We start from the raw sequence: 18,340 nt of genomic DNA on the forward strand, positions 1-18,340 counted from the left end.
CACTTTATTAAACTCGGCAGTATAGTATTTTTTGTTGATATCCCTTAGCCTATTTTTATTTTCAATCTACAAATTGAGGTATTCGTAGGTATGTGCACTAAACAACAACATCCTGCTTGGCAAGGAATTCATCCCTCAACTTCTGGCGTACTTTTTGATTTAGACGGTACCTTAATTGATTCTGCTCTTGATTTGGCAACGGCTGTCAATCACATGCGTGCCACTTTTGATTTGCCTGCAGTAGAGGTTGCGCAAGTACGTCTTTGGGTAGGTGAGGGTGCTTGGATCTTAGTACAGCGTGCTTTGCAAGATCTCTATTTGCATCAGCTAGACAACCTCTTAAATTCCCAAGTTTGGGATACCAACAAGCTTGCACAAGGGGAATATCTTCTCCCGCGTGACGATGCTCGGATTCAAACGGGTTATCAAGCCTTTATCCAAGCCTATCAAGAAACTAAAGGTAAACATGTGCGCCTTTATCCAGGAGCACAAGCCTTACTGCAACAACTATACAAGCTCGATATCAAACTTGCACTTGTCACCAATAAGCCAGAACGTTTTCTTGCTTCTTTGTTGGCGCAAGCCCAGATAGATACTTATTTTACTTGCGTGCTTGGTGGGGATACTTTGGCACAAGGCAAACCTCATCCTTTACCCTTGTTGACTGCTTGTGAACGCTTACAGGTTGAACCGCAAAAAAGCTTGATGATTGGTGATTCACGCCAAGATATTTTAGCGGCACGTGCAGCTAGTATCACCTGTGTTGCTGTTACTTATGGCTATCATCAAAATCAAGACTTGCGTGCCTTGGGTGCGGATTATCTGGTTGATTCATTAACTCAGCTATTATAAGTTGCTCATGCCTATGTTGGTATGCCACAGGCTTCTTTCGATTATTAAAAGGAACTCATCATGACCCCTGCAGACTTCACCGCCTTAACTGAAGCCGGTTATAACCGTATTCCTCTAATGCGTGAGGTACTCGCTGACTTGGATACGCCTTTATCGACCTATCTCAAGCTAGCAGATGCGCCTTGGAGCTATTTATTAGAATCTGTACAAGGTGGCGAAAAGTGGGGGCGTTATTCCATTATCGGTTTGCCAGCACAAGGACGTTTGCAAGTCCGCCAACACCAGATAAGTTATTGGAATCATCAAGGCTGCCAACCCGAGTTAGTGTTTCAGCATCATGCACAAGACCCGCTTGCTGAGGTGGAAAAATTTCTTGCACAATTTAAAGTGCCTGATCTACCTAACTTACCGCGTTTTAATGGCGGGTTGGTCGGTTATTTTGGTTATGATATTGTCCGCTATATCGAACCCCGCTTGGCGAAGATACCAAGCCAAGCGGCAGATCCTTTAGCCGTCCCTGATATTTTGTTATTAGTCTCCACAGATGTTGTCGTTTTCGATAATTTATCAGGTAAGCTCTTTTTATTAACTCACCTAGATCCCAGCCTGTATGAAGATGCCGAACAAGCCTTACAAGCTGGTTACATCCACTTAGAACGCTTAGAATTACAATTGCGCAGTGCCACTTTAAATACTATCAGCCCAGGCACAGGACGCACCCAAGTGGAAGAAAATGAATTTAAATCTGGCTTTACGCAAGCCGGTTTTTTAGATGCGGTTGCGCAAATCAAAGAATATATCCTTGCCGGTGATATTATGCAGTGCGTGCCTTCACAGCGTATGTCAATCCCGTATCAAGCACAGCCTTTAGACTTGTATCGTGCGTTGCGCTGCCTCAATCCGTCTCCCTACATGTTTTATTTCAATCTAGAAGATTTTTACATTGTGGGTTCATCCCCAGAAATTCTCGCTCGGGTTGAGGAGGGGGAAGTCACGGTTCGTCCAATTGCAGGAACACGCAAGCGCGGACAAACGCCAGAAGAAGATGCCGCATTAGAAGCAGATTTACTTGCAGATCCTAAGGAAATTGCAGAGCACCTCATGCTAATTGACTTAGGCCGCAATGACGTAGGACGCGTTGCCGAAACCGCAAGTGTCCAAGTAACCGACCAAATGGTGGTTGAGAAATATTCACACGTGATGCACATTGTTTCTAATGTCACCGGACGTTTACAAAAAAACAAAACTCCCTTAGATGTGCTGCGAGCCACCTTCCCCGCAGGCACTTTATCAGGTGCTCCCAAAATCCGTGCTATGGAAATTTTAGCCGAGCTTGAGCCGGTAAAACGAGGCGTTTATGGTGGTGCTGTGGGTTATCTCAGCTGGAATGGCAATATGGATACCGCAATTGCTATTCGTACTGCAGTGATTAAAGATCGCACTTTACATATCCAAGCAGGTGCAGGTATCGTCGCTGACTCAGTCCCCCAACTTGAATGGGAAGAAACCCTTAACAAAGGACGTGCCATCTTTAAAGCCGTCGCCATGGCCGAGCAAGGTTTAGATAACCTCACTCAGCAGGGCTAACTTGGCTTTTTTCTTATATTAGCGGATGACAAAGTGAGCTCTTATCCGAGCTCACAGGTGGCACATGTACGATTTTCTTCTTACTATTTTACCAACGCAAATTTCGCTAGATGCAAGTTTGCTGCTCATTTTTGCTTCTTTGATTACCGCCTTGCTAACGACTCTCATGGGCGTTGGTGGTGGCGTGTTATTACTTGGCCTTTTGGCCAGTTTTGTCCCACCCCTTGCGGTGATTCCTATTCATGCTTGTGTACAGTTAGGTGCGAATGCGAACCGTGCCTTGATTTTGCGTGAACATCTTGACCTTGCAACTCTAAAAATTTTTGCCCCCAGCGCACTTTTAGGTGCGCTTGCAGGTGCTTTTTTACTAATACAGTTACCAAGCACTTTCATCCAAATCAGTATTGCCTGCTTTATCCTTTTTTTGTGCTGGGGCCCTAAACTACCTCATGTCAGCTTTAGCCCTCTAGGTATCGGCCTTGCAGCTGGTATCACCTCTTTTGTGAGTATGTTTATTGGCGCCACAGGTCCTTTAGTTGCCGCTTTTATTAAACAAATGCATGAAGACAAATACATCAATCTAGCAACTTTCGCCGCCAGCATGTGTATTCAACATGCCCCCAAACTTTTAGTATTTGCTAGTTTGGGTTTTGCTTTTATGGATTGGCTCGGGCTCATTGCCATCATGATTGCCAGCGGTATGTTAGGTACACATGTGGGGCTCAAGCTTGTTCACACACTAGATAACCGTGATTTCCATCGTTTTTTTAATCTAGCCTTGACTATGCTGGCAGTCCGTTTATTGTGGCAAGCATATACCAGCTTATCCGCTTCTTTCTAGGAACCTAGATCTAAGTGATAGAGTCAGATACTGTAAAAATAACCCCGACTTGTTGATCCATAAGAGGAAATCAAGATGAATAAGGACAAGCCTTCTGGCTTATATGCAGCAAGCTTACAAACTCAGTATGCACCTACCCAAGAAACGAGTTATACAAGCCGTACTTCAGCGCAAAAAGTACTACGTAATACTTATTGGCTATTAGCGATGACGCTCGCTTTTAGTGCCGTCACCGCTTTTGCAGGTATGGCCGCTGGCATCAAAATGAACATTTTTGTTTTCTTTATTGGTGCTTATGGCTTGATGTTTCTTACACACAAACTCAGCAATAGTGCTTGGGGTTTAGTAAGCACTTTTGCATTCACCGGTTTTATGGGCTTAGCCTTAGCCCCAATTTTATCCATGTATATAGGTGCAGGTGCAGGTGATTTGGTCGTCACTGCATTTGCCATGACAGCTTTTGTCTTTTTAGGGCTCTCTGCTGTGGTTTTAATTACCCGTAAAGACTTCAGCTTCTTAAATGGTTTTATTATGGCGGGTGCTTTAGTGCTACTCGCTGCGATTGTAGTGAACTTGTTTGTTGGCGCTAGCGGCCTTGCACTTGCGATTTCTGCAGGCTTTGTACTCTTTGCAAGTGCCATTATTTTGTATGAAACTAGCGCCATCATTCATGGCGGTCAGGATAACTATATCTTAGCGACGATTAGCCTTTATATGGCGATCTATAATCTCTTTATCAGCTTGCTTCAGCTCCTTGGTTTAGCTGCTGATGATTAATCTTTAATCCGATGTATTGCCCCTTGGTGTCAGGCCAAGGGGCCTTTTTTATTGAATTTGAGATCCTACCCATGCCCACTGCTTCGCACACCTTTGCGCTGGCTGTGTACGGTGCGCCCTTTAGTTCACAAGCCTCCTATAGCGCGCTTAATTTTGCGCACGCGCTGCAGCGTGAAGGTCATCAGTTGACCCAAGTCTTTTTTTATCAAGATGCTGTGTATCATGCACACCAACAAACGCACCCACCACAAGATGAGGTGCATCTAACACAAGCGTGGCAAAAGCTCGCGCAAAGCACTCAGGCCGAGTTATTAGTTTGTGTCGCTGCGGCAGTAAAACGCGGTATCTTTGATACCCAGGAAGCACAGCGTTATCAGGATGCACACGCCAATCTTGCTCAGGGGTTTCAGTTGGTTGGTTTAGGGCAACTTTTGGATGCCTTACATACTCAAGATCGTTTGATTGTCTTTGGAGGCGCTTAAGTGTCTATGCTGCTGATTCAACGCCATGCCCCATATCAAGGGCAGAAGGCAAAAAGCTTATTAGACATTGCCCTAGTTGCTGCTGCCTTTGAGCATCAGCCGGCAATGTTGTTTTTAGGTGATGGTGTGTATCAATTACTCACCAGCAAAAAACTAGATACTTTATCTGGCTTTTATCCTAAAGGGGTACAAAGTACCTTAACAGCCTTGCCCTTATATGATATAGACACTTTTTATGTGGATGCTGAAGCCCTTAATGCGCGTCAGCTTGCCCCTGATGCCTTAAGTTTACCCGTTACCTTGCTCGAACCTCAGCAGATTCGGCAGCTTGTTCGCGACACTTCATGGGTAATTACTCTTTAGCCTGGTTTCTAAGAATCTCATTATGGCCACATTGCATACTGTTAACCAAAATCTTGACACCCATGATGTGCTAGAACATTGCCTACAAGTTGCACACTCGGGTGATGGTTTGTTACTCCTTGAGGAAGGCATTTATGCCGCAAGCGTTGGTAGCTTTGCACGCTGGCACACGCGCGCACGTACCTTAAATCTTTATGTACTGCGTGAAGATGTTCTTTTACGTGGCATGGAAGAGCGTATTAATCCTAAATATTTCCGCTTTGTCGATTATGAAGGTTTTACACGCTTATGCTTGGAATATTCCAAAGTGGTCTCTTGGTTTTAAAGCTATGACAAAGGCTGACTCTACCTCTTCGCCCCCTGTACTTTCGTCTATTATTGAGCCCCACCTTGATCCTGAAGGCTATCTACTCGATCTTAGCCTTTGGAACGAGGCGATTGCGCATCAACTTGCCCAAAGGGAGAATATTCAACTGACATCAAAACATATGCAAATACTGCACTTAGCACGAAAATTTCAGCAAGCATATGAAGTGTCACCGGCCACACGCCCTCTTGCCAAATATATACAAATTCACTTATCGCCAGAGGTTAGTGCCAGTATTTACCTGATGCAGCTTTTTGGAGGAGAAGCACCAGCAAAACGAGTTTGCCGTCTTGCTGGTCTGCCTAAACCGACCAATTGCTTATAGCCTAATGCATACGCGTGCATCAAGATGCGTTGAAATTTGCTTTTATAGGTTATTTTCCTGTACTTTCTTGCACACCCAAGATGTTTGCGCCTGTTATTTAAGGATTACCCATGTCACATACTTGTCTTGATAATTTAAATGTTATTTCACAAGATTTGCTTATCACTCCTGAGCAACTAAAACAAGAAATCCCCCTAACAGAAGCTGCAAGTGCAGCTGTTTTAGAAGGGCGCACCAGCATCCAGAATATTTTAGATCGTAAAGATCCACGTTTATTTGTGGTGGTTGGCCCTTGCTCTATCCATGATCTTGCTGCAGCTCGTGATTACGGCCAACGTTTGGCCAAATTAGCTGAGCAGGTCAAAGACACTCTTTACATTGTCATGCGGGTTTACTTTGAAAAACCGCGTACAACCGTTGGTTGGAAAGGTTTAATCAATGATCCACATTTAAATGATTCCTTTCAAATTGAAGAAGGTTTGCATATAGGGCGTAAACTCCTCGTGGAGCTTTCCGAAATGGGTCTTCCTCTAGCAACCGAAGCACTGGATCCTATTTCACCACAATATCTACAAGATTGCGTCAGCTGGTCTGCTATCGGTGCACGCACCACAGAATCACAAACACACCGCGAAATGGCTAGCGGCTTATCCTGTCCTGTTGGCTTTAAGAACGGCACAGATGGCAGTCTAGATGTTGCCATCAATGCACTGAAATCTGTGGCACACCCACATAATTTCTTAGGCATCAATCAAGGTGGCCAAGTCGCCATTATTCGTACCAAAGGTAATGCTTATGGCCATGTTGTATTGCGTGGTGGGAACGGCAAACCAAACTATGATTCAGTGAGTGTCGCTTTATGTGAGCAGGATCTGGAAAAAGCCAAACTGCCAAAAAACATTATGATTGACTGCAGTCACGCAAATTCTAATAAAGATCCCAGTTTGCAACCTTTAGTATTGGAGAATGTCACCAACCAAATTATCGAAGGGAATCAATCTATCCTCGGTTTAATGATCGAATCTAATATTGGTTGGGGTAGTCAAGCGCTTAACTCTGACTTATCTCAATTAGAGTATGGTGTTTCAGTCACAGATGCCTGCATTGACTGGCCTACCACTGAAAAATCCTTGCTAGAAATGGCAGAAAAACTCGCACCTGTTTTGGCAAAACGTTCAGCCTAAACCTCTTTTATCCTTTCATTATTTTTTGCCCTAAGTGATCCCACTTAGGGCTTTTTTTGTTTAACCTATTGGGTTTTTACACCGTTTTTTCCAGAAACAAAACGGGTACATAAAACGCATGGTATTTTCTCTATATTTGCTGCATCTTTTATCAGGATGCCCCATAAATTTCATTCTCGATATTTTGATAATTAAATTGACCATAAGAAATAAAAACTTACAATAGAATGTAAAAATTACTCGACAAGGGAGTCCAAGCCTACCATGCGTAACAATCAGCCTGTTACCCAACGAAATGTTACTTTTTCTGATCAAGTTCAACTGATTACCACCACAGATTTACGTGGGATCATCACTTTTGTGAACGATGATTTCGTCAAAGTTTCTGGTTATACGCGTGCAGAATTAATTGGCCAACCACATAACATTATTCGCCACCCAGATATGCCAACAGGGGCTTTTGCCGATATGTGGTCTAACATCAAAAATGGCCATTCTTGGAAAGGTATTGTTAAAAATCGCTGTAAAAATGGTGACCATTATTGGGTCGATGCTTTTGTGACGCCTATTAAGCAAGATGGCAAAATTGTCGAGTATCAATCAGTGCGTATTGCACCAGATACAAAGAGTCTAGAACGGGCTCAAAAAATCTATCCTTTATGGGTAAAAGGTAAATTACCACGTCATTTATTAGCACAACCCATTAAACTCAGTTGGCGTTTAAAGTTAGCTGCTAGTTTACCTGGAATTTTTTGTGCCGCTTTGTCTGCTTTATATATTAATCATCCCGTCTTTATTGGTTTATGTCTACTGCTAGCTTGTGTTGGTCTTTTTAGTGTACATGGGTTAACACGTAGCCTCATGCGTACGCATCTTTCCGCTTTACGCATCAGTGATAACGCCATAATGCGCTACATTTATACAGGGGCTAGTGATGAAATTGGCGCAATTCATTACGCCTTACGCGTGCGCACTTCTGAATTACGTGCTGTCTCTGCACGTTTGTTTCACAACACAGCAAACTTGCGCCACAGCAAACAAGAAAGTGATCTCTCCTTGCAGGATTCTATCCAGCATATTCAGCAGCAGGAACAAGATGTCAGTGAAATTCGTAGCGCTATGACGCATATGCTAGAGCGTGTTGGTGCTGTATCCCACAGCACGCAGCAAACCGCGCAAGTGAGTCAGCAAGCACAAACTAGCGCCAGTCAAGGCCATCAACATTTGCAACACATGTTAAGCGCAATTCAAAATCAAGCACACCAATTGGCCAAGGCAGAACAACAAATCACCGGCTTAGCCGCTCGTAGTGAGCAAATTGGTACGGTTGTGGAAGTGATCACCTCAGTCGCAGAACAAACCAATTTGCTCGCCCTCAATGCCGCCATTGAAGCGGCACGCGCAGGAGAAGCTGGGCGTGGTTTTGCGGTGGTTGCCGATGAAGTCCGCTCCTTAGCACAGCGTACCCATGAGTCAACCCAGAAGATCAGCACCATTGTTGCTGGTTTGCAAGAAGATATGCAAGCTTGTGTACAAGCTATTCAGGCGGGTGTTGCTGAGTCCAGCACAACGGTTGAACTGGTGCAAAGCACAAGCACCAGTTTAGATCAAATACTGGCAGATGTTGCACAAATTCACCAAGTAGCTCAGGGAGTTGCGGAGGCTGCAGATGCCCAACTAAGCCTCACAGAACAAACACGTCAGCAGATCGAAAATCTTTCTGAACTAGCAAGTTATTCCGTCCAAAGCTTACATCAAGGACGTCAGCAAGCCGATGCCGTTACAGAAGAGGTAGAAGATCTGCACTTATTAGCAGCACATTTTATCAGTAGCTTAAATCAACAAAAAAAATAACCCATCATCAGGCTGTTAATGGTATTTTTGCTGGTAAATCAATACGTTGTTCCACATCGTAAGGCATAGGTAACCAAGATGCCTCGTGTCCGCCACCATAAATAGGTGTTTGCGCTTGGGCAAGTTTACTGGGTGCCACCACGAGCGCTAAGTATTTTTGGTCAGTCGTTTGCTGTGTACAGCCCAGTACCTCTATATTAGCGACTTGCTGCGCTTCTACATCCAAATACATTTGCTGGGCAGGTTCAGCAAGGGCCATGAGGTATAAGCGCTTTTTCACTTGTCCTCTGTGTTGTGCACGCGCCACAACTTCTTGTCCTGTATAGCATCCTTTTTTAAAGTTCAAACCACCCCAAGCTTGTAGATTGAGCATTTGTGGCAAAAAACGTCCTCTATGTTCACTAGTGAACCACAACCAAGCTTGCGTTTCTTGTATCTCTAAGGGCACCAAGTTGTGCTGAGATACCTCAAGAGAAAGCAACACTTGGTAAGGCTGAGGCCCGAGATTGATCATCAGGCTTTGTGAATTCTGAGTGGTCACTTCATAATAGTGCGCATTATTAGGAAATTCTGCGCGCACGATGCCTGCTTGCCAATGCGTTTCTGGTGTTAAAGTGACAGCATAAAAAGGCAAATATTTCTGCCAATCTTGCATCAGCTCAGCAATTAAAGAAGCTTCTAAAATAAGCCAATACATGCCAGCTTCGGGCGACCATACAATAAACTGACTCAAAACGCGCCCTTTGAGATCACAAGTACATCCCAAAGCAGCTTGTGTTGAGGTGACCTGCCTCATATCGCAACTCACTTGCCCTTGCAAAAAAGTTGCCGCTTTCTCACCCTGGACACGTAAAATCCCAAGTTGTTTAGCTGACATGTGTGGCCTCACTCGTTTGATGGACTAAAAAATGTTGTTTAATATAAGGCAATAATAATAACCCAGGTATGGCAATCAGCGTACAGCAGATAAAGAAACCTTCCCAACCAAAAGCAACTGCCAAATATCCACTAGGAGCAGATAAAAGTACACGCGGTACCCCTGCCAAACTAGACAAAAGTGCGTATTGCGTCGCGGTAAAACGAATATCAGTTAACGCAGCCATAAAAGCGATATAGGCCGCTGTTCCCATCCCTGAAGCAAGATTTTCTAAAGCAACAACAGCCGCTAAGCTAGGTAAATGATGACCTTGGTACACAAGATAAACAAAACCCGCAGTTGAGAGCATTTGCAAAATACCAAAGATCAGCAAACCGCGGTAAATACCAATACGTACCATGAGCAACCCACCGATTAAACCACCGGCTAAAGTTGCCCAGAAGCCAAACAGTTTGACTGTGGTACCAATTTCAACTTCTGAAAAACCCAAATCAACATAAAGAGGGGCTGTCATGGCTGCAGCAATGGCATCACCAATTTTGTATAGAAGGACAAACAGCAAAAGATGCCCAGCATATTTAAGTTGCCAAAAGCTCACAAAGGGCTGAACAATCGCTTGCTTCAATGTTTTAGGCGCATCGACATGTGCATAGGGTTCCGGTGCAAGCCAAGTTGTCAGCATACCGAGTATCATAGCAGCCGCCATTAATAAATAAGCCATTTCCCATGACCAGTACCCAGCTAAAATCAACCCACCCCCCGAAGCAAGCAACATCCCTGTACGATATCCATACACATAGACACTGGAACCTAAGCCAAGCTCACTTTCAGGTAAGTGCTCCCGTCGATAAGCATCCACCCCTATATCTTGCGTGGCACTAAAAAAAGCAATTAATAAAGCCCATAAGGCCATATTTTGCGCATCAAGATGTGGATCACCTTGACTTAAAGCCACTAAAGCGAGTGTTAGGGTGATTTGACTTAGTAGCAGCCAGCTTCGCCGACGCCCCCAAGTCGTCAATTGAAAACGATCTAATAGAGGGGCCCAAAAAAATTTAAGCGTATAAGGCAAGCCTACCAAAGTGAGCAAGCCTAAATCTTGTAAGGAAACACCACCTTGACGCATCCATAGCTGCAATACGCTACCTGTCAGTAATAAAGGTAAGCCTGAGCTAAACCCCATACTAAAAGTGATCAACATCCGCGTCCACATAGGCGGGCAGGCAAACATCCTAAAACCCTAGCGCGCTTGATGTTGTATGAGTAAGGCTTTCATCGTTGCCACAGCTTCATGCAACCCAGTTAACACGGCACGGGCAATAATCGCATGGCCAATATTTAACTCATGCAAGCCCGCAATACCTGCTATTGCTTGTACATTATGATAATGCAAACCGTGACCAGCATTGACCTTAAGCCCAAGACTAAGAGCGTATTTCACCCCAAGCTGTAAACGCTCTAACTCCTGCATCTGTTGATCTGATGTTTGTGCATCCGCGTAGGCACCTGTATGTAACTCTATCGCTGCCACACCTATGTCTGCTGCCGCTTGAATTTGTGCTTTATCCGCATCAATAAATAAAGAGACTTCCTCACAACCTGCACCTAGTAGCCGGTGGTTCGCTTCTACTAAGGCTTTAAAACCTTGTACCGCATCCAAGCCGCCTTCGGTCGTGAGTTCTTCACGTTTTTCTGGTACGAGGCAAATATGTTCAGGTTGTATTTGACAAGCAAAGGTAAGCATTTCCTCCGTCACTGCCATTTCCAGATTCATACGCGTGGTTAACGTCTGTTTTAATAAAAGTACATCTCTAGGCTGAATATGGCGTTTATCTTCTCGCAGATGTACCGTGATACCATCTGCACCCGCTTGCTCTGCAATAAAAGCAGCCTGCACAGGATCTGGATATAAAGTACCTCTTGCTTGGCGCAAAGTCGCAATATGATCAATATTGACACCCAATAACAGAGGGAAAGCCATATAAAAAATCTCCTAGTAGGCTAGCTTGCTTGTTGAAAAACGGACAGGAGTTGATATGTCAGTAGAGGACGGTGACCTAGAAGACGCGCAAAACGTTGACGAAATAAAGATTTTGCTGTGTGCCTATACTTAGGCTGAGACCAATCTCCAGCCACCACAGCTTGAATCCATTCCCCTAAATAAGCATCTACTGTTGGCTGTGATTCTGGAAGCACACGCCAAGCAACTTGCCCATCATATTCTACTTGGGTATACCAAAGATGCGACTGTATCAGCTGACCATCTAGCTGCCATAAGGTGACTTCCTGATCTAAATGGCGTAGCAGCTCACTTTCAAAAGTACGTAAAGCTTGTGCACACAGCAGGACATGATGTTGTGCCTCTTGCAAGGCATTTAACAAATTGACGTAGGCTAAAAATAAAGCATGACACTCAAGTTCAGAGGGTAACAAGCGAAACAACAGCTCATTTGCATATAAAGCGCATACTTGCGCCTTATAAACTAAATTCACTCCTAATGCTTGTGCTTCTAAAGTGCGTATTTGCTTTAGTGAGCGCCGTCCTTGATATTCACACTGTAAAGGTACAAGTGCAGGCCGATACAAACGCTTATACACTACACCGTCTAAGCGCCCTTGTGGTGTCAGCAACCACACTAAACGCTTATTTTCTCGATAGGCTTGTTGATGCAATAAATAAGCTGGTGTGCTGTGCATTAGAGATCACTATAACCTAAACTTTGTAACGCACGTTCATCGTCAGACCATCCTGTTTTTACTTTCACCCATAAATTCAGCATCACTTTTCTAGCGAAAGCTTTTTCCATATCTAAGCGCGCATCGCGACCAATTTGTTTAATTTTACTACCTTTATCTCCAATAATGATTTTTTTCTGCCCAGCACGCTCAACAAGAATCAATGCATGAATATGTAAAATACCCTTATCTTCCACACGGAAACGCTCAATCTCTACCGTGATTTGGTAAGGTAACTCTTCCCCTAATTGCCGCATAATTTTTTCACGGACTAGCTCGGCGGCTAAAAAGCGTTCACTACGATCTGTGATTTGATCTTCTGGGAAATAATGCACACTTTCCGGCATAGCCTCTTGTACGAGTTTTTCTAGAGGCTCAATATTATGTCCGTGCTGGGCAGAAATAGGCATAATGTGCGCAAAATCTGCTTTTTTTTCTATTTCACCGAGCCAAGGTAATAAAGTACCTTTATCTTCTAAACGATCGATTTTATTGACTAATAAAATCACCGGTGTTGAAGTGCGTTTAATTTGCTGAAGAACTAACTCATCTTCCTCTGTCCAACGCGTGCGATCAATCAGAAATAACACTAAATCAACATCATCAAGCGCACTACTGGCCGCTTTATTCATATAACGATTTAATGCTTTGTCTGTTTCTTTACCCATTTTATGCATTCCAGGCGTGTCTACATATAATACTTGTGTCTCGCCTTGAGTTTTGATGCCTAAAATTTGATGCCGCGTTGTTTGTGGTTTACGTGAGGTAATACTGAGCTTTTGCCCTAGTAAATAATTTAAAAGCGTCGATTTACCGACATTAGGACGCCCTACAATCGCAACATATCCACAACGGCTACGCATAAAATGTACCTTCAAATGTTTTAGTCTTGAGTCAGTAGCTTAAGTGCTGCTTGTGCTGCATCTTGTTCAGCAACGCGTCGGCTAGAGCCTGATCCACGTGTTGGTTGAGGCAAAAGCTCGACATAGCATTCCACACTAAAAATTTGTGCATGAGATTCCCCCTGCACATCAACTACTTCATATCTAGGTAATGCTTGTTGCCGCGCTTGTAAAAACTCTTGCAGACGTGTTTTAGGATCCTTCTGGGTATCATTTAAAGACAAGTTCTGTAAACGCGTCTTAAACCAAGCCAGTACACGCTCACGACAGGTTTCCATCCCTGCATCAAGGTAAATAGCACCAATAATAGCTTCCATCGCATCTGCAAGAATGGATTCACGCCGATAACCTCCGCTTTTAAGCTCACCTGAACCTAAACGCAGATAGTCTCCCAAATTGAATTCGCGTGCTAACTCAGCCAAAGTGACCCCTTTCACTAAGCGCGCCCGCAAGCGCGAGAGTTGACCTTCACGCGCCTTGGGAAAGCGCTTATACAGATCATCTGCAATAATAAAGTTAATAATGGAATCGCCTAGAAACTCCAAGCGTTCATTATTGTGGCCACCATAACTTCTATGTGTTAGTGCCAACTCTAGTAAAGCATCTTGTTGAAAAGTGTAACCTAAAGCACGGCTTAAGGATTTAGTCGATTTATTCACAGCTTATGACAATCTTATTAGGACCAATATTAGACAGCAGGCTCGTGCTATCACGTCTGTATATTACTTAGTGAATCAGGCGCGTACTACTGAAGGAAGGTAACAAATCACCTTCAGGCCAATACATCCACACAGCGACTGCTTTACCTACAATGTTTTCTTCAGGTACTAAGCCTATCGCAACACTTAAAGGTGTGCCCTCTAACTTCGCTGCCATACAGGCAGGTGCTTGTAGGTCACCTTGGCACCAATAACGGCTATCATTACTATGATCTCGATTATCTCCCATCACAAAGTAATAACCTTCCGGAATAGTAAATTCAGGAATATTCACCGCTGCTTCAGGACGATTAAAAATCTGATACTGAGCTTCCCCTAAATTTTCCACGAATTGCCATTCTCCAGGCATTTCTTCTGCATTGCGCGTAATAAGTTTTTTCTCTAGTGCTCGGCCATTAAGATAAAGAATCTTATTATGGTATTTTAGTTTATCTCCGGGCACACCAATAACACGCTTGATATAATTTAGCTTAGGGTTTAATGGATATTTAAAAACCAAGACATCTCCCGCTTGAGGTGTATTGATATCCACAATCTTCATATTTAAAATAGGCAGCCTCAAACCATATTCATATTTATTAACTAAAATAAAATCTCCTATTTTTAGTGTGGGCAACATAGAGCCTGAAGGAATTTGAAAAGGCTCTGCAAGAAAAGCACGCAAAACTAAAACCACTGCCATAACAGGGAAAAAAGAACGTGCATATTCAATCACCACAGGCTCGCGTATTTGCTCTTTAAACCATTCAGGTGAAACTTCTGTTTCCGCTTGTTGTAAACCTAAAGCACGACGTTGGCGTGCAGGTTTTAACCACAACACATCGATAAGTACTAATAAGCCTGAAATCAGGGTACCGAAAAATAAAATTTGTGTTAAATCTATATCCATAATAGGCATCTGCCTTATTTATATACTTGCTAGACATAAGTCTAGTTCAGTTCCTAATCTAATAAGAACATCTTTTTGGTTACAGATTACCCCTATTGAATAGATTAACAAGTAACTTATTTAATAGGTGTCTGCATGAAGGCCTTAGGTGGTGTCCCCAAGGCCACTGAGGTTTTAACTATCTACCTTCAATACAGCAAGGAAGGCATCTTGTGGAATTTCTACCTTACCAAGTTGTTTCATACGGCGTTTACCTGCCTTTTGTTTTTCCAACAGTTTTTTCTTACGGCTGACATCACCACCGTAACATTTTGCCAATACGTTTTTGCGCATCGCTTTCACAGTTGAGCGAGCAATAATCTGCCCGCCTAAAGCAGCCTGAATAGCGACATCAAACATTTGCCGTGGAATTAACTCTTTCATTTTTTCCACTAATGCACGGCCCCGATAAGGTGCTGTGTCTTTATGTACAATCAAGGCGAGTGCATCGACTTTATCACCATTGATTAAAATATCTAAACGCGCCAAGCGTGCTGCTTCAAAGCGATCAAAATTATAATCTAAGGAGGCAAATCCACGAGATACAGATTTCAAACGATCAAAAAAGTCCAAGACCACTTCTGCCATCGGGATATCATAAACAATGGACACTTGGTTGCCCAAGAATTGCATATCCTTTTGCACACCACGTTTATCAACACATAAGCTAATGACTGGGCCAACCATATCTTGCGGAACCAAAATAGAACAGCGCGCAATCGGTTCACGCATTTCTAAAATACCTGCAGGATCAGGCAATTTAGTGGGATTATCTACATATAAGATATCTCCCGTTTTCATCTCGATTTCGTACACTACTGTCGGGGCTGTCGTCAACAAATCCAGATCATATTCGCGTTCTAAACGCTCTTGAATGATCTCCATGTGCAACATACCCAAAAAGCCACAACGGAAACCAAACCCAAGGGCCTCTGAGACTTCTGGTTCATAAAATAAGGAAGAATCATTTAAGGATAAACGCTCTAGTGCCTCGCGAAAATCTTCGTAATCATCTGAGCTTACAGGGAAAAGCCCTGCATACACCTGAGGTTTAACTTTCTGGAATCCAGGCAAGGAAGCAATATTCTCACCACCTTTAGCATGTACTAAGGTGTCACCTACAGGGGCACCATGGATTTCTTTAATCCCTGCAACAACAAATCCCACTTCTCCAGCTTTAAGTACATTGGTTTCTGTACGCTTGGGTGTAAAAATACCAATTGACGTGACATCCCATTGTTTACCTGTCGATTTAATAACAATTTTTTCCCCTTTGCGCAGCACACCATTTTTAATACGCACTAAGGAAACCACACCAAGGTAGTTATCAAACCAAGAATCAATAATCAAAGCTTGCAAAGGTGCGTCTAAATCACCCTCTGGAGCTGGAATCGCCTTAACCAAAGCTTCAAGTGCATCTTGTATCCCCAAACCACTTTTAGCAGAGACTTGAACCGCATCTTGCGCATCAATACCGATGATTTCTTCAATCTCTTGTGCAACACGTTCAGGATCAGCCTGTGGCAAATCCATTTTATTGAGAACCGGTAAAACCTCCAAGCCTTGCTCAATCGCTGTGTAACAATTAGCTACAGATTGCGCCTCCACACCTTGAGCCGCATCAACCACGAGCAAGGCACCCTCACAGGCGGCGAGTGAGCGCGACACCTCATAGGAAAAATCCACATGACCTGGGGTATCGATAAAGTTCAGTTGGTAAACGCTTCCATCTTGTGCCTGATAATTCAAGGTAACACTTTGGGCCTTGATCGTGATACCACGCTCGCGCTCTAAGTCCATAGAATCAAGCACTTGTGCAGCCATTTCACGTTCAGAAAGACCTCCACAGACTTGAATAAAACGATCTGCCAACGTGGATTTACCATGATCAATGTGCGCGATAATCGAGAAGTTACGAATATGTTCCAGAGTACTCACGAATTCAATACACCAATAAGAGTTAATGAGTGGAGGGCGTACATCACAAGATAAGCAAATTGGTTTGTCTTAAACACACCGAATTTTCCTTAACCACTTGCTGTGTTCGCCTTGGCTCGAATGCTTGCAGGACACACAAGGAAACTGCCTACTTTGGCAGGCAGTCTACCCGATTCGTTGTTTTGATTCATCATCTCAAATCAAGAGGCTAATTAGCTTTCGCGTGTCCAACGGGTCCCTTCACGGCTATCACGCAAGATAATCCCTTGTTGTGCTAACCAGTCACGAATGCGATCCGATTCAGCAAAATCTTTATCTGCACGCGCTTGCTGACGCTTTTGGATCCAACTTTCAATTTCTGGCGCGCTAAGCGTAGCTTCGGTTTCAGTCCTAGCTGTTTGCAAAAATGCCTGTGGATCTTGCTGCAGCAAGCCTAGGATACCCGCTAATTCTCTAAGTTCCGCAGCTAAAGCAGGTGCTTGTGCTGGATTTTCTTTTTTAGCCGTATTCAAGGTACGAGCCAAATCATAAAGCACGGCTAGCGCTTCCGGCGTATTAAAATCGTCATCCATAGCTGCCATAAAGGCAACACGCCACTGCTTAGAGATCTCACCTTGGATAACTTCTACTGCATCTAGCGCATTATAAAAACGCAACAAGGACTTGCGTGCATCAAGCAAAGCATCAACAGAATAATTAATGGCCGAACGATAGTGACTTGCTAACAATAGGAAACGTACTACTTCGGGTTGATGTTCCGCTAAAACATCACGAATCGTGAAAAAATTCCCCAGAGATTTCGACATTTTTTCCTGATTGACACGCACAGCACCTGCATGCATCCAAGTATTCACATAAGTTTGCCCAGTCGCAGCTTCACTTTGCGCAATTTCATTTTCATGATGTGGGAAAGGCAAATCTGGACCGCCACCATGAATATCAAAGGTATTCCCCAAACAGCATGTTGACATTGCCGAACATTCAATATGCCACCCAGGACGCCCATCTCCCCAAGGAGAAGGCCAACTCACCTCACCCGCTTTAGCGGCTTTCCAGAGTACAAAATCTAGCGGGTCCTGCTTAGCTTCCGCCACTTCCACGCGCGCACCCGCTTGTAACTCATCCAGTTGGCGTTGACTTAGACGGCCATAGGATGCAAATTTACGTACACGGTAATACACATCCCCATTAGGGGCAGCATACGCATAGCCTTTGTCTTCTAAGGTGCGTACCATGGCAATAATTTCATCAATATAGGCTGTCGCTCTCGGCTCTTGATCTGGTGGTAAAACACCTAAAGCACGCTCGTCTTCATGCATCGCACGAATCATACGCTCTGTTAGTGCTTGGATGCTTTCCCCATTTTCAGCAGCCCGCTTGAGAATTTTATCGTCAATATCGGTAATATTACGTACATAGGTCACTTGATAATCACGCGCACGCAGATAGCGCGTAATCATATCAAAAACGACCATCACGCGTGCATGACCAATATGACAAAAGTCGTAGACGGTCACCCCACAGACATACATTTTAACTTGCTTGTCTGTCAGCGGTTGAAAAACCTCTTTTTGGCGCGTCAAGGTATTATAAATTTTCAGCATAGTC

19 protein-coding genes are annotated in these 18,340 nt (G+C 43.8%); 10 read left to right on the forward strand and 9 right to left on the reverse strand.

From position 1 onward, the window contains the following. Window positions 1-90 precede the first annotated feature (90 nt). From gph to BMX05_RS00390, 10 genes are all read left to right on the forward strand, one after another. Window positions 91-852, forward strand: a complete 762-nt coding sequence (gene gph / locus BMX05_RS00345) for a phosphoglycolate phosphatase (protein WP_093307726.1) — start codon at window positions 91-93, stop codon at window positions 850-852. Between the two features lie 60 nt (window positions 853-912). Then, complete coding sequence (gene trpE / locus BMX05_RS00350) at window positions 913-2,439, forward strand: anthranilate synthase component I (RefSeq protein WP_093307728.1); 1,527 nt, start codon at window positions 913-915, stop codon at window positions 2,437-2,439. Window positions 2,440-2,503: 64 nt separating this feature from the next. Continuing rightward, window positions 2,504-3,280: a sulfite exporter TauE/SafE family protein gene (locus tag BMX05_RS00355; RefSeq protein WP_093307730.1), complete on the forward strand. Its 777-nt coding sequence runs from the start codon at window positions 2,504-2,506 to the stop codon at window positions 3,278-3,280. A 75-nt stretch (window positions 3,281-3,355) separates the two neighbouring features. Then, the gene (locus BMX05_RS00360) at window positions 3,356-4,057 is read left to right on the forward strand and encodes a Bax inhibitor-1/YccA family protein (protein ID WP_093307732.1); all 702 of its coding nucleotides are present in this window, start codon (window positions 3,356-3,358) and stop codon (window positions 4,055-4,057) included. A 71-nt stretch (window positions 4,058-4,128) separates the two neighbouring features. Continuing rightward, complete coding sequence (gene tusD, locus BMX05_RS00365) at window positions 4,129-4,539, forward strand: sulfurtransferase complex subunit TusD (protein WP_093308334.1); 411 nt, start codon at window positions 4,129-4,131, stop codon at window positions 4,537-4,539. Window positions 4,540-4,545: 6 nt separating this feature from the next. Further along, complete coding sequence (locus BMX05_RS00370; RefSeq protein ID WP_093307734.1) at window positions 4,546-4,902, forward strand: DsrE family protein; 357 nt, start codon at window positions 4,546-4,548, stop codon at window positions 4,900-4,902. A 22-nt stretch (window positions 4,903-4,924) separates the two neighbouring features. Next, window positions 4,925-5,227, forward strand: a complete 303-nt coding sequence (gene tusB / locus BMX05_RS00375) for a sulfurtransferase complex subunit TusB (protein WP_093307736.1) — start codon at window positions 4,925-4,927, stop codon at window positions 5,225-5,227. Window positions 5,228-5,231: 4 nt separating this feature from the next. After that, the gene (locus BMX05_RS00380) at window positions 5,232-5,594 is read left to right on the forward strand and encodes a TusE/DsrC/DsvC family sulfur relay protein (RefSeq protein ID WP_093307738.1); all 363 of its coding nucleotides are present in this window, start codon (window positions 5,232-5,234) and stop codon (window positions 5,592-5,594) included. A gap of 110 nt (window positions 5,595-5,704) precedes the next feature. Further along, entirely contained in the window at window positions 5,705-6,778 is a 1,074-nt protein-coding gene (locus tag BMX05_RS00385) for a 3-deoxy-7-phosphoheptulonate synthase (protein ID WP_093307740.1), read from the forward strand. A 264-nt stretch (window positions 6,779-7,042) separates the two neighbouring features. After that, window positions 7,043-8,632, forward strand: a complete 1,590-nt coding sequence (locus BMX05_RS00390) for a methyl-accepting chemotaxis protein (RefSeq protein ID WP_093307742.1) — start codon at window positions 7,043-7,045, stop codon at window positions 8,630-8,632. 7 nt (window positions 8,633-8,639) lie between these two features. Here BMX05_RS00390 and ygfZ read toward each other — a convergent pair whose 3' ends face one another. From ygfZ to cysS, 9 genes are all read right to left on the reverse strand, one after another. Then, window positions 8,640-9,509 carry a CAF17-like 4Fe-4S cluster assembly/insertion protein YgfZ gene (ygfZ, locus tag BMX05_RS00395; protein WP_093307744.1) on the reverse strand — a complete coding sequence of 290 codons (870 nt, stop codon included), beginning with the start codon at window positions 9,507-9,509 and terminating at the stop codon, window positions 8,640-8,642. Then, window positions 9,499-10,740, reverse strand: a complete 1,242-nt coding sequence (locus BMX05_RS00400) for an AmpG family muropeptide MFS transporter (protein WP_093307747.1) — start codon at window positions 10,738-10,740, stop codon at window positions 9,499-9,501. Before BMX05_RS00400 ends, ygfZ begins: the two co-directional genes overlap by 11 nt. 9 nt (window positions 10,741-10,749) lie before the next feature. Next, a complete protein-coding gene (pdxJ, locus tag BMX05_RS00405; protein WP_093307749.1) occupies window positions 10,750-11,490 on the reverse strand; it encodes a pyridoxine 5'-phosphate synthase in 741 nt (246 codons plus the stop codon). Between the two features lie 20 nt (window positions 11,491-11,510). Then, on the reverse strand, window positions 11,511-12,206 hold the full coding sequence (gene recO, locus BMX05_RS00410) for a DNA repair protein RecO (protein ID WP_093307752.1): 696 nt from the start codon (window positions 12,204-12,206) through the stop codon (window positions 11,511-11,513). Continuing rightward, a complete protein-coding gene (era, locus tag BMX05_RS00415) occupies window positions 12,206-13,108 on the reverse strand; it encodes a GTPase Era (protein ID WP_093307754.1) in 903 nt (300 codons plus the stop codon). The genes recO and era overlap by 1 nt, the downstream gene beginning before the upstream one ends. 20 nt (window positions 13,109-13,128) lie before the next feature. After that, window positions 13,129-13,806, reverse strand: coding sequence for a ribonuclease III (gene rnc / locus BMX05_RS00420; RefSeq protein WP_093307756.1), 678 nt, complete (start codon window positions 13,804-13,806; stop codon window positions 13,129-13,131). Between the two features lie 67 nt (window positions 13,807-13,873). After that, window positions 13,874-14,755 (reverse strand): signal peptidase I, encoded by an 882-nt coding sequence (lepB, locus tag BMX05_RS00425; RefSeq protein ID WP_093307758.1) that lies wholly within the window; start codon window positions 14,753-14,755, stop codon window positions 13,874-13,876. Window positions 14,756-14,929: 174 nt separating this feature from the next. Beyond that, the gene (gene lepA / locus BMX05_RS00430; protein ID WP_093307761.1) at window positions 14,930-16,732 is read right to left on the reverse strand and encodes a translation elongation factor 4; all 1,803 of its coding nucleotides are present in this window, start codon (window positions 16,730-16,732) and stop codon (window positions 14,930-14,932) included. 212 nt (window positions 16,733-16,944) lie between these two features. Continuing rightward, on the reverse strand, window positions 16,945-18,333 hold the full coding sequence (gene cysS / locus BMX05_RS00435; RefSeq protein WP_177166749.1) for a cysteine--tRNA ligase: 1,389 nt from the start codon (window positions 18,331-18,333) through the stop codon (window positions 16,945-16,947). Between the last annotated feature and the right edge of the window lie 7 nt (window positions 18,334-18,340).

Source organism: Allopseudospirillum japonicum (assembly GCF_900108915.1).
Taxonomy (GTDB): domain Bacteria; phylum Pseudomonadota; class Gammaproteobacteria; order Pseudomonadales; family Halomonadaceae; genus Pseudospirillum; species Pseudospirillum japonicum.

Excerpts from the sequence above, each read along its gene's own strand:
- recO (WP_093307752.1), bottom strand. The coding sequence starts at position 12,206 with ATGCACAGCACACCAGCTTATTTATTGCATCAACAAGCCTATCGAGAA.
- trpE (WP_093307728.1), top strand. The coding sequence starts at position 913 with ATGACCCCTGCAGACTTCACCGCCTTAACTGAAGCCGGTTATAACCGT.
- BMX05_RS00380 (WP_093307738.1), top strand. The coding sequence starts at position 5,232 with ATGACAAAGGCTGACTCTACCTCTTCGCCCCCTGTACTTTCGTCTATT.
- BMX05_RS00400 (WP_093307747.1), bottom strand. The coding sequence starts at position 10,740 with ATGTTTGCCTGCCCGCCTATGTGGACGCGGATGTTGATCACTTTTAGT.
- tusB (WP_093307736.1), top strand. The coding sequence starts at position 4,925 with ATGGCCACATTGCATACTGTTAACCAAAATCTTGACACCCATGATGTG.
- BMX05_RS00390 (WP_093307742.1), top strand. The coding sequence starts at position 7,043 with ATGCGTAACAATCAGCCTGTTACCCAACGAAATGTTACTTTTTCTGAT.
- era (WP_093307754.1), bottom strand. The coding sequence starts at position 13,108 with ATGCGTAGCCGTTGTGGATATGTTGCGATTGTAGGGCGTCCTAATGTC.
- BMX05_RS00370 (WP_093307734.1), top strand. The coding sequence starts at position 4,546 with ATGCTGCTGATTCAACGCCATGCCCCATATCAAGGGCAGAAGGCAAAA.
- ygfZ (WP_093307744.1), bottom strand. The coding sequence starts at position 9,509 with ATGTCAGCTAAACAACTTGGGATTTTACGTGTCCAGGGTGAGAAAGCG.
- tusD (WP_093308334.1), top strand. The coding sequence starts at position 4,129 with ATGCCCACTGCTTCGCACACCTTTGCGCTGGCTGTGTACGGTGCGCCC.
- pdxJ (WP_093307749.1), bottom strand. The coding sequence starts at position 11,490 with ATGGCTTTCCCTCTGTTATTGGGTGTCAATATTGATCATATTGCGACT.
- gph (WP_093307726.1), top strand. The coding sequence starts at position 91 with ATGTGCACTAAACAACAACATCCTGCTTGGCAAGGAATTCATCCCTCA.
- BMX05_RS00355 (WP_093307730.1), top strand. The coding sequence starts at position 2,504 with ATGTACGATTTTCTTCTTACTATTTTACCAACGCAAATTTCGCTAGAT.
- BMX05_RS00360 (WP_093307732.1), top strand. The coding sequence starts at position 3,356 with ATGAATAAGGACAAGCCTTCTGGCTTATATGCAGCAAGCTTACAAACT.
- BMX05_RS00385 (WP_093307740.1), top strand. The coding sequence starts at position 5,705 with ATGTCACATACTTGTCTTGATAATTTAAATGTTATTTCACAAGATTTG.
- lepB (WP_093307758.1), bottom strand. The coding sequence starts at position 14,755 with ATGGATATAGATTTAACACAAATTTTATTTTTCGGTACCCTGATTTCA.